This is a genomic window from Microbacterium sp. NPDC055455, from assembly GCF_053619935.1.
Map to the genome: position 1 here is coordinate 116,902 of NZ_JBSHLB010000003.1, position 15,884 is coordinate 132,785.

A 15,884-nucleotide genomic window follows, 5' to 3' on the forward strand; every position below is an offset into this window, starting at 1 on the left:
CCGCTCAGCCTATCGACGCGCGTTTCGCCCTGACATCGAGTTTCTCCCGCTCCCTCGCCATCGGGACCGCGAACGCGGCCGCCACGAGGAGGGCGGCGCCCGCGCCGATCAGGGCTCCGCCGACGGTGTCACTCAGCCAGTGCGCGTGCAGATACGTGCGGCTGAACGCCATCAGGATGATCCACACCCCGCCGACGATCGCCACCCACACCCGCGGGAAGATGACGTAGGCGGCGACGGCGATCGTGGCGGCGTTGGCGACATGCCCGGACGGGTATGAGCCGTAGTCCGCGACAACGACGATGTCCTCGGGGCGGACCCGTCCGAACAGGTGCTTGAGCACCTGGACGCCGCCGGCCGACACCGCCTCCGCCGCGACGAAGTACACGGCCGCCCACGGCCGCCGCAGCAGGACGAGCACGAGGGCGCCGCCGATGGGCACCGCGAGGACGGCGACCCACCCGCCGCCGACCCAGTCCATGAAGTACGAGAAGGCGCTGAACACCGGGTTGAACATGGCGGCCACCAAGGCGTTCCACCCGAGGTCGATCGCGAACGGCTCGTCGCCCCTGCTGAATACCCACCATCCGAGCAGGCACGCGAGCAGCGCGAGGCCTCCGCCCACGATCAGAAAGGCGACCACCGGTACCGCGACCCGCCGCTCCGCCGATGTCGTCATCGCCCCATTCTGCCGCGCGGCACCACCGCGGTCACCCTCTCGCCGTGATCGCCACGCGGATGCTATGGTTCGGACTCGATCCGCGCTGCGGCGGGACGGAGGTGGCATGACCCGCGTCGTCGACGTCGTAAGGGCGGTCGTCGCGCCCCTCACCCGCACGCGCCTGTTCCGGCGCATCATCGGCCCGACGCTGCTCCCGCCGATCGAACGGGCGATCGCCCGCGCGACGCACGGCCGCGTGCAGCTGAGCGCGCTGCTCGTCCCCTCGCTCGTGCTCCACACGGTCGGCGCCACGTCGGGTGAGCCGCGGGACGTGCCCCTCATGTACACCCCCGACGGGCGCGGGCGGGCGATCGTGGCCGGGACCAACTTCGCGGGGGCGCGGCATCCTGCGTGGACCGGGAACCTGCTCGCGCACCCTGACGCCGCGATCACCGTGCGCGGACGGCGCATGGCGGTCCGCGCCGCACTCATCCCCGCCGGCGAACGCGAGGCCGCCTGGTCCCTCATCCAGCGCCAGTGGCCGGGCTACCGCGACTACGAGCGCGAGTCCGGGCGCACGGTGCGGCTGTTCGTCCTGCAGCCGGTGCGACCGCCCGCGCCCTGAACCGGTCGGCTCAGGGCGCGAGCCGCTCCACCGTGCGCGGGCGCACGATCAGCCACAGCGCGAGCACACCCACGACGGAGCATCCGACCATGACGGACGCCATGGTGGTCGCGGTGATGCCGGCATCCGCCGCGAGCCACCCCACGAGCGGCGAGATGATCCCGGCCACGCCGAAGTTCGTGGCGCCGATGATCGACTGGGCCGTGCCCGCCGCCTTGCCGTGCCGGTCGAGCGCCAGCACCTGCACGCAGGGGAAGGTGAATCCGCAGCCGGTCATGAACACGAACAGCGGGATGATCGTGCCCCAGATGCCGAGGCCGAGCTGGTCGGTGATGATGATGGCGGATGCCGAGACCGCGAGCACGGCGGTCGACCACGCCATGACCCACTGCGGGCCGAAGCGCGCGGCCAGGCGCGACGCCGTCTGGACGCCGACCACGACGCCGAGCGAGTTGGCGGCGAAGAGCAGGCCGTACTGCTGGGCGTTGAAGCCGTACTCCTGCTGGAACAGGAACGATGAGCTCGACAGGTACGAGAAGAGGCCGGAGAAGGTCATTCCGCCGATGATGAGCACGCCGATGAACACGCGGTCGCTGAAGACGCTGCGATACCGCTGCCACACGGTCGTCGCGCCCCTCTCGTGCCGGCGCGCCGGCGGAAGCGTCTCGGGGAGGAAGATCATCGCCGAGACCAGCATCACGGCCCCGTAGACGGCCAGCACGACGAAGATGCCGCGCCAGGGCATGACGGCCAGGAGCGCGGAACCGACCAGCGGCGCGAGCACCGGCGCGACACCCGAGACGAGCGCCAGCCGGGAGAGCATGACGACCAGACGCCGGCCGCCGAACAGGTCGCGCACGATCGCTGCCGCGACCACGCCGCCGGCGGCCGCCCCCGCTCCCTGCAGCACGCGTGCCACGGACAGCAGCTCGAGCGTGGGCGCGAAGGCGGCGGCGGTGCTGGCCAGCACATGGAGGGCGGTGACCGCGAGGAGCGGCACGCGACGGCCCACCTTGTCGCTGAGCGGGCCGACGATGAGCTGACCCAGAGCGAAGCCGATCATGGTGCCGGTGAGGGTCAGCTGGATGGCTGCCGCGGTGGTGTCGAAGTCCGCCTCGAGCACCGGGAACGCCGGCAGGTACAGGTCGATCGTGAACGGACCCAGCGCCGTCAGCGCGCCGAGCAGGACGATGTAGAGCACCCGGCGGCGATGCGGGATCGAGTCGCCTGGGTGCAGCACGATGGGCGCGGTCGCCGGATTGCTGCCGAGGGTGCGGATGGCGCCCGTCGACGTCGCGTGGGGCTTCGGGGGGAGGGCGGCGCGGCCCTGGTCTTCGGGCCGGGGCTCGGCGGGGACGCGGTCTTCGCGCCGCTGGACGGGGATGGATGCGGTATCGAGCAACAGGGACTTCGTTTCGTGGCAAGGCCGTCAGGAGCGAGGCGGGGAAAGCGATCGCACGGGCGGTGCGCCGGGAGGGCGTGCGGGTGCGGAGGGAGCGGGCGCGAGTCGTCCGACGCTGCCGATCGGCGTCGCTGCTCGTGCGGGAGACCGTCAAGGTCGAATCGATTCGAGCACCATGTTACCGGATGGTCCCGCCCCGCTCGCAAGCGCTCTCCCGGAGGGCGCCGGGACAGGTCCCGGCTGTCGGGCCCTTCTCAGGGCAGGGCTCATTCGCTCGCATAGGATGAGGGCAACCCGTCAGCCTCCCGCCGAACGGCGTGGGCCGGGCGCCCCGACCGCTGTTCATCGATTGGCAGAGATCACGAGCATGACCCCGTCCCAGGCCGACAAGCGCAAGAGCGGCAACCCGGCAACGCAGGCCCAGATCGACCTCACGGTCAAGCAGCAGCGCGAGCAGAAGCGCCAGGAGAAGCTCGCGGAGTACCAGCGGCAGCTCGCCAAGCGGCGCCGCAGCCGGCTCGTCTGGTGGATCGTCGGCTCGGCGGCCGCGCTGCTGGTGGTGGCCGCGATCGTCGCGTCGATCGTGTTCGCCCCCGCTGCCCCTCCGACCTACGACCGCGGCGACAGCGACGGCAGCGGCATCGAGGGTCTCGAAACGTTCGAGAACACCGCCAACCACGTCGACACGACCGTCGACTACGAGCAGACCCCTCCGGCCGGCGGCGACCACAACGCGATCTGGCTGAACTGCGGCGTCTACACCGAGCCGGTGCCGAACGAGAACGCCGTCCACTCGCTGGAGCACGGCGCGGTGTGGGTCACCTACGACCCCGCCCAGGTCTCGGACGACGACATCGCGGCGCTCGAGGCGCAGCTGCCCTCCACCTACACGGTGCTCTCGCCCTACGAGGGCATGGACACCCCGATCGCCGTCAGCGCGTGGAACGCCCAGCTCAAGGTCGACGCCGCCGACGACGAGCGCATCGAGGAGTTCGTCCGCGCGTACTGGCGCAGCACCAACGCCCCCGAGCCGAACGCGGCCTGCACCGGCGCGTTCGACGCCCCCGGCAAGCAGTAGGGTTCCGTCGTGTCGGACGACGCCTCGACCGGATCCCCCCGGCGCTGGGTGGTCATCGTCGTCGGGCTCGTCCTGATCGCCGCGCTCGGTGTCGCGGTCGGCCGGTTCTCGACGTTCGGCGCGGCGCAGAGCGTCGCCGCCCCGGGGACGAGCTCACCCGAGGCCGGTTTCTCGCGCGACATGCAGGTGCACCACGCCCAGGCGATCGAGATGGCGATGGAGATCTACCGCAAGACCGAGGACGACGAGCTGCGCGTGCTGTCGTACGACATCGCCACCGGCCAGGCCGGCCAGCGCGGCGAGATGTACGACTGGCTCGTGCAGTGGGGGCTCCCCCAGACCGGCGACCCGATGATGCAGTGGATGGCGGAATCCTCCGTCGACCACGACCACGGTTCGAGCACGGGCGAGGCGATGTCCGAGGACGAGGCGCGGGCGGCCATGGGGATGGCTTCGGCCGAAGAGCTGACCGCGCTCCGGACCGCCACCGGCCAGGAGGCGGACTGCCTCTTCCTCGAGCTGATGATCCGGCACCACGAGGGCGCGATCCCGATGGCAGAGGCGCTCCTCGAGCTCGGGAGCGACCCTCGCGCGCTGCAGGTCGCCGGGACGATCCAGTCGGGCCAGACGGCCGAGATCGACGCGATGCAATCCATCCAGCGGCGCCTCGGCTGCAGCGCCTGACACACCGACCCTCGGACGACGGATGCCGCGGACCGGCGCTCAGCGCCTGGCCGCGGCATCCGTCGATCTGCTGTGTCAGCCCTTCGTGGCACCCGCCATGAGGCCTCGCACGAAGAAGCGCTGCATGGCCAGGAACACGATGAGCGGCACGATCAGCACGAGGAAGGCTCCTGCCGACAGCAGGAACCACTGATCGCCCCACGAGCCCGAGAGGGAGTTCAGCGTCTGCGTCATCGGCAGCGACGAGGTCGGCGCGAAGATCGTCGCGACGAGCAGGTCGTTCCACACCCAGATGAACTCGAAGATGGCGAAGGACGCCAGCGCGGGCGTGGACAGCGGGAGGATGATCCGGAAGAAGATCTGCCCGTGTCCTGCGCCGTCCACCCGAGCCGCCTCGATCACATCCGAGGGGATCTCGGAGATGAAGTTGTGCAGCAGGAAGATGGCCAGCGGCATCGCGAAGATGGTGTGGGCGATCCACACCGTCGCGAAGCTGTGGTCCACCTCGCGCATCTCCAGGCCAGGGAAGATCATCACGTCGCCGATCTCCAGTCCCCGCGAGAACAGCGTCAGCAGTGGCACCAGGGCCATCTGGATCGGCACGATCTGCAGCGCGAACACCGCGACGAACAGGAACCCGCGGCCCTTGAAGTCCATCCACGCGAAGGCGTAGGCCGCCAGCGAGGCGATCGCGAGCGAGAACACCGTGACGGGGATGGTGATCGCGAGGGAGTTGAGGAAGGACTCCCCCAGGGTCAGCGCGGTTCCCCCCGACGTCAGCGCGGCCTCGTAGTTGCCGAGCGTGAAGTCCGGGTTCGTGAAGACCGTCCACCAGCCCGACGTTGCCGAGTCCGCACCGGGGCGGAACGACGTGATGAGCAGGCCGAGGGTCGGGATCGTCCACAGGAAGGCGATCGCCACCGCGATCACGGTCGCCAGCGGCGACGTGAGCCGCTTCTGCGCCTGCGACTCGTTGCGACGCGTCTCGCGTGCGACCTTGCGCGCGGCCGCTCTGTCGAAGCTCGTCGTCTCGGATTCGACGGCGGTCATCAGCGGACCTCCCTCTGCTTGCGAAGCTGGATCACGTTGTAGACGAGCAGGGGCGTGACGAAGAGGAAGATGAGCACCGCCAGCGCCGCCGAGTGCCCGTAGCTCTGGAAACGCTGCTGCTGGTTGACCATCTCGAAGCCGAGGACCGTCGAGTTCGACCGGCCACCGGTCATCACCGCGACGATGTCGTACAGCTTCAGTGCGGCGATCGTGATCGTGGTCAGCACGACGATGATCGCACCGCGGATCCCGGGGACCGTGACGTTGATGAAGCGCTGCCACGCCGACGTCCCGTCCAGCTGGGCCGCCTCGAGCTGCTCGGCGGGGACCGCCTTGATCGCGGCGGACAGCACCACCATGGCGAAGCCCGTCTGCGCCCAGACGAACACGAAGAGCAGGCAGAACGTGTTGACCAGCGGCCAGATGTCGAGCCACCGGACCGGCTCGCCGCCGAAGGCGACGACGATGGCGTTGAGGAGGCCGACCTGCTCGCCCTGGCGGTAGTCGTACACGAACCGCCAGATGATGCTCATGCTCACCCCGGCGAACGCGAACGGCATGAAGACGAGGATCTTCAGCAGACGGTCACCGCGCGCGCGCTCCATGAAGGCCGCGTACGCGAGCCCGACGATGAGCGAGAACACCGGGGCGAAGATCGCCCAGATGAGCGTATTGATGATCGACCAGAATCCCTGCGGATTCGTGAAGGCCCAGACGTAGTTCTCCATCCCGACGAAGTTCTCGCCGCTCTTGTCGTAGAACGACTGGATGACCGTCGAGATGGTGGGATACACCAGGCCGACCAGGAGCAGGATGGCGGCCGGCGCCATGAAGAGCACCAGCTGGTACAGGTAGCCGGACCCTTCGCGCGCGCGGTGGTCGGCGTAGAACAGCAGTCCGCCGGAGATGAGGGCGATGGGGACCACGTACAGGACGGCGCCCTCGTACGGGCGCAGCATCATGAACGCCAGGAACGGGATCGCGAAGCACGAGATGAGCCGCAGCCAGAAGTAGCCGCGCCCCGCACGCGGGGCGTACTCGATCAGCACGAGCAGGATCGCGACCACCACGCCGAAGATCAGCACGATGACGGGGATCTGGGCGATCGGCCCCAGGTTGCCGATCCACTGGAAGAACGAGTTGAACGAGATGCCCAGCGAGACGGGCCTGGCGTCCTGATTCGGAGGGCTGAGGAGCAGGAAGACCACCAGCGCCGCGATCAGGATGAGCCCGATCGTGACGACGAGCCGGGTCGTCTTCTGCGACGGCGGCTTCCTTCCGCCGCGCTCGGCAGGCGGGGGCATCGTCTGCCCCTGATCCGCCGCCGATGTTGTGGTCTGAGACATGTTCTGCCTTCCCCCGTCGACGCCGACGGATGACGTCACGCCGGTGCCGGGACCGCGTGCGCGGACCCCGGCACCGACGTGCGGTGCGTCAGTTCTCGTAGCCTGCCTGGATGTCTTCCAGGACCTGCGACGTCGGCTTGCCGTCGATCCAGTCGACCATGCCGCGCCAGAAGGAGCCCGAGCCGACAGTCGCCGGCATCAGGTCGGAGGCGTCGAAGCGGAACACCGTGTTCGGGTCCTGCACGATCTCCATCGCCTCGGTCAGGAACTCGCTCGACGCCAGCGACGGGTCGGCGCCCGTGTTGGCCGAGATGGCGCCGCCGAGCTCGACGCGCGCGTCGGCGAACTCCGGGGTCGACATGTACTCGAGCACCGCCTGCGTCGCGGCGTCGTCCGAGAACGCCGTCACGAACTCGCCGCCGCCCTCGACCGCCAGCTCGCCCTCCTCGATGCCGGGGAGGATGAACGCGTAGATGTCGCCGTCAGGGGCAATGGTCGGCGTCTCGCCCTCCGCCGTCTGGGCGGTGAGGAAGTTCGCCGTGAGGAACGAACCCTGGTGCGTGAGCGCGCACGTGCCGTTGGCCACGGCCGCCGCGATCGGGTCGCCGAACGCCGTCGAGTTGATGCTCTTGACATCACCGAAGCCGGCGTTGACGTACTCCGGGTTCAGCAGGATCTCGCCCACGGCGTCGAACGCGGCCTCGATGTCGGGGTCGGTGAAGGGCGTGTCGCCCGCGGCCCAGCTGTCGTACACGTCCGGGCCCGCTCCGCGCAGGACGAGGTCCTCGACCCAGTCGGTGCCCGGCCAGCCCGACGCCGCCTCGGACGAGAAGCCGGCGCACCACGGGGGCTCTCCGGTGGCGTCGCGGATCGTCTGCGTCAGCTCGAGCAGTTCGTCCCAGGTCTTCGGGACCTCGACGCCCCACTCTTCGAAGCTGGCGGGCGAGTAGTACACGTAGCCCTTCAGGTTCGCCAGCATCGGAGCGGCGTAGAAGGTGCCGTCCAGCGAGCCGTACTCCTTCCAGTCCTCCGACCAGTACTCGTCGACGTTCGCCGACACCTCCTCGGTGGCCTCCTGGACCTCGCCGGTCTCGATGAGCGAACGGAGCAGACCGGGCTGCGGCACGATCGCGATGTCGGGAGCGGATCCGCCCGCGACCTTCGTGACGATGTTGCCCTCGAAGCCCTTGTCGCCGGTGTACTCGACGATGATGCCGGTGTCCTCGGTGAACTGGTCGAACGACTTCTGGAGGTTCTCCGCCTCCGAGCCGGTGATGCCGCCTGCGATCTCGACGGTCTCCCCCTCGACCGAGCCGTCGTCACCGGCCTCGTCACCGCCTTCGGCGCAGCCGGCGAGCGTCAGCGCCGCGATGGTCGCCACTCCCAGTGCGATGTAGCCGCGTCCGCGGCGGGATCGCAGTGCAGTCATGGTGTCTGCCTCCTCCTTGAGTTCGCGGAGCCGCGCCTCTCGGGCTCCGCACGTGAGAGATCGGGAACCGATTCCATGATCACGCTAGGGGATGCCGCCGGGGCGCACAATCTCCCCCGGTCACAACTCGGTAAACCTGCGTATCGGGGGTGGTGCCGTCCGCACCTGCACGGCACAATGAGGCCTGGAACCGGTTCCAGATTTCCGGGTGACGGTGATGTCCCCGGACGCACGAGGAGGACCCCGATGGCGGGCATCGCCGACGTGGCTCGGGTGGCAGGCGTGTCGAAGTCGACGGCCTCGCGCGCGCTCACCGGCTCGGGCTACGTCTCGGCGGGCACGCGGGCGCGCGTCCAGGACGCCGCCGCTGCGCTGGGCTACGTGCCGACCACCAGCGCGGTCAGCCTCGTCACCGGACGCACGCAGACCGTGGGCGTGGTCATGCCCTCACTCGACCGGTGGTTCTTCGCGCAGGTGCTCGAGGGCATCCAGGACGCCCTCCTGGAGCGGCGGTACGACCTCGCGCTGTACGGCGCACCGCCGGAGTCGGCCGCCCGGCGCGAGATGTTCGAGCACTTCCTGGCGCGCAAGAGGTTCGACGGACTGATCGCGGTGGGCATCGAGCCGAGCGCGCACGAGCTCGAGCGCCTGGTGGCCTTCGGCAAGCCGGTCGTCGCCGTCGGCGGCTACGACATCGGCACAAACGCGGTGACGATCGACGATCAGGCAGCGGCGCGCATCGCCACCGATCACCTCGTCGGCCTCGGGCACCGCGAGATCGCGTTCCTCGGCGGCGACCCGGACGGCCGCCGCACGAGCTTCGGGGACGGCCGTCGCCTCCACGGCTACCGGGCGGCGATGTGCGACGCGGGCCTGGAGGCCCGGATGCGCCATGTGCCGTCCGAGGTCACCCTGCCGGGCGGGTACGGCGCCGCGGTCGAGCTGCTGGGCGACCGTCGCACGCGGCCGACCGCCATCGTCGGAGTGTGCGACGAGGTGGCCGTCGGCGCCATCATCGCCGCCCGCCGGCTCGGCATCCGCGTGCCGGAGCGCCTCAGCGTCGTCGGCATCGACGACCACGCCTACGCCGAGATGTTCTCGCTCACGACGCTGCAGCAGCGGCCCCACCAGCAGGGCCGCGCCGCGGTGCAGCTGCTCATGTGGCAGCTCGACGACCCCGGCGCGCCGACGCACCGGCTCTACGAGTCGTCACCGCTCGTGGTCCGCAACTCCACGGCCCCCGTCGACGACGAGGCGTCGGCGGTCATCGGCGTGGGGCCGTCGGGCGGCTCCTGATCGGCGGACATGACGAAGGCCCCGGATGCGAAGCATCCGGGGCCTTCGTATTCGCAGAAGCGAGATTACTTGAGGGTAACCGTCGCGCCGGCCTCCTGGAGGGCGGCCTGAGCCTTCTCGGCGGTCTCCTTGTTGGCGCCCTCGAGGACGGCCTTGGGAGCACCGTCGACGACGGCCTTCGCCTCACCGAGGCCGAGCGAGGTCAGCTCGCGGACGACCTTGATGACCTGGATCTTCTTGTCGCCGGCGGCCTCGAGGATGACGTCGAACGAGTCCTTCTCCTCGGCCTCCTCGGCGGGGGCACCACCGGCGGGAGCGCCGGCAGCGGCCACGGCCACGGGGGCGGCGGCGGTGACGTCGAAGGTCTCCTCGAACGCCTTGACGAACTCGCTGAGCTCGATGAGCGTGAGCTCCTTGAACGCGTCGAGCAGCTCCTCAGTGCTGAGCTTTGCCATGATGATTCTCCTTGATTGTGGTTTTGCTTAGCCGAGGCCCGTTCAGGCCGCGGACTCCTGCTTCTCGCGCAGTGCGTCGACCGTGCGAACGGCCTTCGACGGCAGTGCGTTGAAGACGTAGGCCGCCTTCGTCATCGAGGCCTTCATCGCGCCGGCGAGCTTCGCCAGCAGGACTTCACGGCTCTCGAGGTCGGCGAGCTTGTTGACCTCGTCCGCGCTCAGGGGGTTTCCGTCGAAGAAACCGCCCTTGATCACGAGAAGAGGGTGTGCCTTGGCGAAGGCGCGCAGACCCTTCGCGACGGCGACCGGGTCACCGTGCACGAACGCCACGGCCGACGGACCCTTGAGGTCGTCGTCCAGCGACGTGATCCCCGCGTTGTTCGCGGCGATCTTGGTCAGCGTGTTCTTCACCACGGCGTACTCCGCGTCCTGACGGATGCTGTTGCGCAGCTCCTTGAGCTGCGCAACCGTCAGACCGCGGTACTCGGTCAGCAGAACGGCGGTCGAGTCCTCGAAGTGCTTCGTGAGCTCGGCGACCGATGCTTCCTTCTGCGCCATGGCCACTCCTTGTGTGTACGAGACGCTCCGCGGTGGCGGGCGCCGGCCGGAGGCATCCGTCATCTGGTCTCGTCACGGGAATGAAAAAAGCTCCGGCGCAAGCGCACGGAGCAGAATCCTGGATCCAGGAGAATCGTTCGTGACACCTGCGCGGGCCCCTGCATTCGCAGTGCTTCGATCTCGTACGCTTACACGCACGTCGATGACCGGCGGTCTTCGGCTTCCCCAAGGGTACGCGATGCCGCCCCCTCCGCCAAATCGACGCCCCTCCCCCGGCCGCCCGGTCCCCCGGGCCCCCTCCTGCCCGGTGGCCCTTCCTCCCCCCAACACTCCCCAACCCTCCGCCGACATCGCAGTATCTCGGCGAGAGACCACGTTGTCGGCGCCCAGAACATGGTTGCTCGCCGAGATCGCGGTTACTCGGCACGATGTTCCGGCACGGCGACGGCTACGGCAGGCGGATGCCGAATGCCGTGAGGCGCTCCGCGAGCGACTGGGCGGTGCGCAGGTGCTTGTCCTCTACGCGGACGAAACGCTGCTGGGTCGTGCCGCGGATCCAGTCCTCGCGACGCTTCTCGTCCAGGAGCACCTGCTGGAGCGTGCGCCCCGACCTCAACGCCTCATCCTCGTACTTCCCCATGCCGTCCACCTCGAGGAAGGTCCTCGCCTCCTCGATCTCGGCATCCACGCGATAGTCCTGACCCTCCGGCCCGGCCACCGGCACCTGCAGACGGACCCGCTCGAAGCCGAGCCCGTGCAGCAGAACTCGTGCAACGCTCTCGGCGGGCGACTCGGCGCGTCCATCCGCCATCTCGACCACCGTCGCGGCCTGCCTGACCCCGCGCTTGCCTTTCGCTCGCGCCACTCGCACGCGCATGCGCTCCCGCCAATCCTCTGCCGCGTCCTCGTCATACGTACGGTCGCGGAACGCGACCTGGCGCAGCGCGGCGTCGGCTGCGGCGACGGCGGTCTCCAACCCGACAGAGCGGACGAGGTCGAACACCGTCCTGTCGAGCGTCGTCGTGCGGATGCCGTGCCGCTCTGTCACATCGTCCGCCGGCAGCGCCTCCAGATGACGTCGGAGACCGGTTCGGCTGGAGACGTGCTTGCCACCCGGAAGGGTCACGTGGACGGCGCGAGGGACGTGGCGGTGAAGCGGGAGCTCCCACAGCACCGCACTCGACTCGCGGCATGCGACGCCACCGCCGCCACGCATCTCACCGAAAGCCGCGGCCACCTCGACCCGATGCCGCGATTCGGGCCAGAGGTCCGCCCAGTCGGCCTCGAGGACATAGCAGTTGCGGTGCAGCCGGATGAGCGTTCCGTTCGCCAGCGCTCTCCTGACGTCTCGATCACCCCAGCGATTGCGGTCGAGCAGCTCGCGGGTGAGCACGGCGCGTCGTGCGTCGTCGAAACCGATGTGACGGGGCATCCGAGCAACGTCCCAGACGCCGTCGCGAGAAGTCGTCGCCTGCTCCCTTCTGTGGATCCGATGAGCGGAACGCCGGCTCGTCCGATGCTGGGGAGGAGAGGCTCCCGGGCTCGGGATCAGCACCCTGGGCTGCCGCGTCGCCGGCACACGTGCGCCGAGTTCGCACGTCGTCGGCGAGTGACCACGTCCTCGGCGCCGAGAACGTGTCGGTTCGGCGAGAAACCGCGATGTCGGCACAAAAAGGGAGGGAGGGAGGGAGGGAGGGGCTACGCCGGGGGGCGGGTGTCGCGGGCGGCGGATGTCGCGCCGGCGGCGTACGGTTGATCCGTGACACCCGAGCTCGCCGCCCGCATCGTCGCGGATTCCCGCGACCGGGTCGCGTGGGTCCGTGCGCGGTCGCGCGGTATCACCGCGACCGATGTCGCGGCGCTGACCTCCGACAGGGCGATCTCGCGCGCAGCCGACGCGAAGCTGATGGGCTCAGGGTTCTCCGGCAACGCCTACACCGCGCATGGCCGCGCGCGCGAGCCCGAGATCGCGGGGTGGGTCGCCGCTACGCACGGCATCCAGCCGTCGTCGGCGCTCTTCCACGCCGTCGTCGAGAAGCGCCATCTGGCCACACCCGACGGCATCGCGGTCGACGGCGCGGGCCGCGTCATGCTGGCCGAGATCAAGACGACCAACAAGGCGTGGCGCAGCATCCCCCGCTCGTACCTCCGCCAGGTGTGGTGGCAGCAGCACGTGCTCGGGGCCGAGCGCACGCTCGTCGCGTGGGAGCAGCACGACGGCTTCGTGCCGGTCGGCGACGAGCCGCGCTGCGCGTGGGTCGACCGCGACGAGGCCGAGATCGCGAAGCTGGTGCGCCTCGCCACCGCGCTCATCGACGAGCTCTATCTGCGCACGACGCGCGCGCGACGCACGGATGATCGGATGCCGCAGCCCCCGGCTCCGCCCCGCGAGCCGTTCCGCGCGCTCGCCCTCGCCGACTGAGTCCGCTCAGCGCAGGGTCGTGACCTGCTTGGCCGAGGCATCCCACACCCGCAGTCCCACCGCGTGCCCGCGAGCATGCCCGAGCTGCACCGCGCGCAGCGCGAGCGCCAGGCGTTCGGGATCGAGTCCGCGGGCGAGCGTCATGTGCGGCGACCAGCGGTCGGGCGCCGTGTTGGCGTAGTGCGGCTCGGGCGGCCCGATCCGCCGCGCCACCTCCGCGTGGAACGCGAGCAGCGCTGCGCCGGGCACGACCTGCCGGGTGAGGACCAGCCGCGGGCTGCGGCCGAAGAGCAGCACGCCGCCGAGCTCGAGCGGCAGCGGCAGGAGGTCGGCGATCCCCTCCAGCTCACGCGGGTCGATGTGCTCCCGCACGGCGAGGGTGACGTGGGGGCGGTTGCTCGGCGCGGGGTTGCGCCCCGAACTCGGCAGCCCGGCGTCGATCAGGTGCGTCCAGTCCTCCCTCACAGCGCGGTCCACGGCGTCGTCGGGGACCAGCTCCACACTGAACACCTCTCCATCTTCCGCCGATCCGCGCCTCCCGGATGGTTGACACACCTCAACGATCAATCTATAGTTGATCCAAATCAACTGTTGACTTCGGTCAACCAGCTTCCGGCGCCGCCGCCGATCCTCCCGTCCATCGCCTCGGAAAGACCATCCATGACTGAACCCACCCCCGCGACCGGATCGGTCGCCGCTGTCGACGACAGGCGCCGGCACCGCACGGTGCTGCAGGCGCTCACCGGCCTCCTGCTGGGCATGTTCGTGTCGATGCTCGCATCGACCGTCGTGTCGACCTCGCTGCCGGTCATCGTCCACGACCTGGGCGGCGACCAGGCGGCGTTCACCTGGGTCGTCACGGCGACCCTCCTGACGACGGCGATCTCGACTCCCATCTGGGGGAAGCTCGCCGACCTCTTCGACCGCAAGCTGCTGATCCAGCTCGCGATCGTGCTCTTCGTGCTGGCCACCGCGGCCGCGGGCTTCTCGCAGGACCCCGGCACGCTCATCGCGTTCCGCGCCGTGCAGGGCCTCGGCGCCGGCGGCCTCGCCGCGCTGAGCCAGGTCATCATGGCCGACATCATCAGCCCGCGCGAGCGGGGCCGCTACATGGGCCTGTTCGGCGCCGTCATGGCCGTGGCGACCGTCGGCGGGCCCCTCCTCGGCGGCTTCATCACCGACACCATCAACTGGCGCTGGAACTTCTTCATCGCGCTGCCCTTCGCCGTCGCGGCGCTCATCATCATGCAGCGCACGCTGCACCTTCCCGCCCGCCCGAAGCAGAAGGCGCGCATCGACTACGTCGGCATCGTGCTGCTGTCCACCGCCGTGTCGCTGTTGCTCATCTGGGTCACCGGCGCCGGAGACGACTACGAGTGGTGGAGCGTCGAGACGGCCCTCATGGTCGGGGGCGCGCTCCTTGCGGCCGTGCTCTTCGTGATCGTCGAGCTGCGGGCGAAGGAGCCCCTCATCCCGCTCACGCTCTTCCGCGACCGGACCTTCACGCTCGCCGTCGTGGCGTCGATCTCCATCGGCATCGCGATGTTCGGCACCTCGGTCTTCCTCAGCCAGTACATGCAGCTCGCGCGCGGGGCGACCCCGACGGAGGCGGGGCTCATGACCCTCCCGATGATCGGTGGCCTCCTGCTCGCGTCGATCGTGATCGGCGGCCTCGTGACCCGGCACGGCCACTGGAAGCCCTACCTCATCGCCGGCGGCGTGCTCCTCATCGCCGGCTCATACCTGCTGTCGACCATCCACTACGACACGAACTTCGCGCTCGTCTCGCTCTACATGTTCCTGCTCGGCGCGGGCGTCGGCATGACGATGCAGAACCTCGTGCTCATCGTGCAGAACACCGCGAAGCCGAGCGAGATCGGGGTGGCGAGCTCGGGGGTCACCTTCTTCCGCAGCCTCGGCGGCACCGTCGGCGTCTCGGTGATGGGCGCCGCGCTGGCGGCGTCGGCGACGGACCTCTTCGCCGACCGCACGGACGACATCGCCGCAGCCATCATGACGCTCGGCGAGAAGGGCGCCGCCATCGCGGAGCAGCTCCAGTCCGGCACGATCCCGCAGGTCTCTGCGCTGCCCGAGGGCGTCCGCGTGATCGTCGAGGACATCTACGCGCAGGCCATCGCGCACTCGTTCCTCATCGCCGTGCCGCTGGCCGTCATCAGCCTCATCGCGATCCTCTTCCTGCCGAACGTGCCCCTGACCCGGATGACGACGAGCGAGCGCGTGCAGGCCAGCGAGGCCGACCTCGCGACGGTCTCGACGGCCGAGGGCATGGCGGCGCTGACGGCGACCGCTCCGCGGACGGGGAACACGGATGCCTCCGCCGCCGCCGCACAGCCCGAACCGTCCGGCGACGCGTCGGACGAGGCATCCGTCCGCCGCTAATGTCGATCACGATGACCTCCCCCGACACCCGAGCGGCGCGCACCGAGGCGGTGCGCGCCCTCGAGGCGGAGTTCGGCGAGCTGGTCACGCGCTTCCGGCGGGTGATCAGCGAGAACGCCAACAGGGTGAGCCCCGGCATGCTGCCGGGCGCCTACAAGGTGTTCACCACCATCGTCCGCCGGGAGCGGATCACCCTGTCGGCCCTCGCCGAGGTCCTGATGGCCGACAAGGGCCAGATCAGCCGCACGGTGCGCGAGCTGGAAGCACTCGGCCTCATCGAGCGCACGCCCGATCCGGACGACGGGCGGTCCCACCTGCTGTCTCCGACCGCGTTCGGGCTGGAGCGCCTCGCCGAGGCGCGCGCACCGCAGGAGAACACGCTGGTCGATGCGCTCGCGGAGTGGCCGCTGGAGGACATCCGCAACCTCACGCGGCTGCTGCACGCCCTCACCGCGGGCGAGACGCCTCACCGCTGACG

At 69.8% G+C, this 15,884-nt stretch carries 16 protein-coding genes; 7 read left to right on the plus strand and 9 right to left on the minus strand.

Going from position 1 to position 15,884, the window contains the following annotated elements:
- Positions 1-4 precede the first annotated feature (4 nt).
- Positions 5-679: a phosphatase PAP2 family protein gene (locus ACWGUG_RS10275; protein WP_452324613.1), complete on the minus strand. Its 675-nt coding sequence runs from the start codon at positions 677-679 to the stop codon at positions 5-7.
- 106 nt (positions 680-785) lie between these two features.
- Here ACWGUG_RS10275 and ACWGUG_RS10280 point away from each other — a divergent pair, with 106 nt between their 5' ends.
- The gene (locus ACWGUG_RS10280; RefSeq protein ID WP_452324614.1) at positions 786-1,286 is read left to right on the plus strand and encodes a nitroreductase family deazaflavin-dependent oxidoreductase; all 501 of its coding nucleotides are present in this window, start codon (positions 786-788) and stop codon (positions 1,284-1,286) included.
- Positions 1,287-1,296: 10 nt separating this feature from the next.
- On the opposite strand, the gene ACWGUG_RS10285 is transcribed toward ACWGUG_RS10280, so the two are convergent.
- Positions 1,297-2,688, minus strand: a complete 1,392-nt coding sequence (locus tag ACWGUG_RS10285; protein WP_378884616.1) for a multidrug effflux MFS transporter — start codon at positions 2,686-2,688, stop codon at positions 1,297-1,299.
- Between the two features lie 367 nt (positions 2,689-3,055).
- Here ACWGUG_RS10285 and ACWGUG_RS10290 point away from each other — a divergent pair, with 367 nt between their 5' ends.
- Both ACWGUG_RS10290 and ACWGUG_RS10295 read left to right on the plus strand, forming a co-directional pair.
- The gene (locus ACWGUG_RS10290) at positions 3,056-3,766 is read left to right on the plus strand and encodes a DUF3105 domain-containing protein (RefSeq protein ID WP_336394880.1); all 711 of its coding nucleotides are present in this window, start codon (positions 3,056-3,058) and stop codon (positions 3,764-3,766) included.
- A 9-nt stretch (positions 3,767-3,775) separates the two neighbouring features.
- The gene (locus ACWGUG_RS10295) at positions 3,776-4,450 is read left to right on the plus strand and encodes a DUF305 domain-containing protein (protein ID WP_452324615.1); all 675 of its coding nucleotides are present in this window, start codon (positions 3,776-3,778) and stop codon (positions 4,448-4,450) included.
- A 75-nt stretch (positions 4,451-4,525) separates the two neighbouring features.
- Here the strand turns inward: ACWGUG_RS10295 and ACWGUG_RS10300 are convergent, their stop codons facing one another.
- The 3 genes from ACWGUG_RS10300 to ACWGUG_RS10310 all read right to left on the minus strand — a co-directional run bounded on the left by ACWGUG_RS10300 (position 4,526) and on the right by ACWGUG_RS10310 (position 8,275).
- Complete coding sequence (locus tag ACWGUG_RS10300; protein ID WP_336394878.1) at positions 4,526-5,500, minus strand: carbohydrate ABC transporter permease; 975 nt, start codon at positions 5,498-5,500, stop codon at positions 4,526-4,528.
- Positions 5,500-6,846 carry a carbohydrate ABC transporter permease gene (locus ACWGUG_RS10305; RefSeq protein WP_336394877.1) on the minus strand — a complete coding sequence of 449 codons (1,347 nt, stop codon included), beginning with the start codon at positions 6,844-6,846 and terminating at the stop codon, positions 5,500-5,502. Before ACWGUG_RS10305 ends, ACWGUG_RS10300 begins: the two co-directional genes overlap by 1 nt.
- Before the next feature lie 88 nt (positions 6,847-6,934).
- Entirely contained in the window at positions 6,935-8,275 is a 1,341-nt protein-coding gene (locus ACWGUG_RS10310) for an ABC transporter substrate-binding protein (protein WP_378884625.1), read from the minus strand.
- A 246-nt stretch (positions 8,276-8,521) separates the two neighbouring features.
- Between ACWGUG_RS10310 and ACWGUG_RS10315 the strand changes: the two genes are divergently transcribed.
- Entirely contained in the window at positions 8,522-9,571 is a 1,050-nt protein-coding gene (locus ACWGUG_RS10315) for a LacI family DNA-binding transcriptional regulator (protein ID WP_452324616.1), read from the plus strand.
- 65 nt (positions 9,572-9,636) lie between these two features.
- On the opposite strand, the gene rplL is transcribed toward ACWGUG_RS10315, so the two are convergent.
- The 3 genes from rplL to ACWGUG_RS10330 all read right to left on the minus strand — a co-directional run bounded on the left by rplL (position 9,637) and on the right by ACWGUG_RS10330 (position 12,016).
- On the minus strand, positions 9,637-10,026 hold the full coding sequence (gene rplL, locus ACWGUG_RS10320) for a 50S ribosomal protein L7/L12 (protein WP_141883983.1): 390 nt from the start codon (positions 10,024-10,026) through the stop codon (positions 9,637-9,639).
- 42 nt (positions 10,027-10,068) lie between these two features.
- The gene (gene rplJ / locus ACWGUG_RS10325) at positions 10,069-10,584 is read right to left on the minus strand and encodes a 50S ribosomal protein L10 (protein ID WP_194396148.1); all 516 of its coding nucleotides are present in this window, start codon (positions 10,582-10,584) and stop codon (positions 10,069-10,071) included.
- A gap of 448 nt (positions 10,585-11,032) precedes the next feature.
- Positions 11,033-12,016 (minus strand): hypothetical protein, encoded by a 984-nt coding sequence (locus tag ACWGUG_RS10330; RefSeq protein ID WP_452324617.1) that lies wholly within the window; start codon positions 12,014-12,016, stop codon positions 11,033-11,035.
- 327 nt (positions 12,017-12,343) lie between these two features.
- Here ACWGUG_RS10330 and ACWGUG_RS10335 point away from each other — a divergent pair, with 327 nt between their 5' ends.
- Positions 12,344-13,006, plus strand: coding sequence for a YqaJ viral recombinase family protein (locus ACWGUG_RS10335; protein ID WP_336394873.1), 663 nt, complete (start codon positions 12,344-12,346; stop codon positions 13,004-13,006).
- A 6-nt stretch (positions 13,007-13,012) separates the two neighbouring features.
- On the opposite strand, the gene ACWGUG_RS10340 is transcribed toward ACWGUG_RS10335, so the two are convergent.
- On the minus strand, positions 13,013-13,516 hold the full coding sequence (locus ACWGUG_RS10340) for a 2'-5' RNA ligase family protein (RefSeq protein ID WP_452324618.1): 504 nt from the start codon (positions 13,514-13,516) through the stop codon (positions 13,013-13,015).
- 150 nt (positions 13,517-13,666) lie between these two features.
- Here ACWGUG_RS10340 and ACWGUG_RS10345 point away from each other — a divergent pair, with 150 nt between their 5' ends.
- Together ACWGUG_RS10345 and ACWGUG_RS10350 are read left to right on the plus strand one after the other, a co-directional pair.
- Positions 13,667-15,406, plus strand: coding sequence for an MDR family MFS transporter (locus tag ACWGUG_RS10345; protein ID WP_452324619.1), 1,740 nt, complete (start codon positions 13,667-13,669; stop codon positions 15,404-15,406).
- An 11-nt stretch (positions 15,407-15,417) separates the two neighbouring features.
- Positions 15,418-15,882: a MarR family winged helix-turn-helix transcriptional regulator gene (locus ACWGUG_RS10350; protein WP_452324620.1), complete on the plus strand. Its 465-nt coding sequence runs from the start codon at positions 15,418-15,420 to the stop codon at positions 15,880-15,882.
- Positions 15,883-15,884 lie beyond the last annotated feature (2 nt).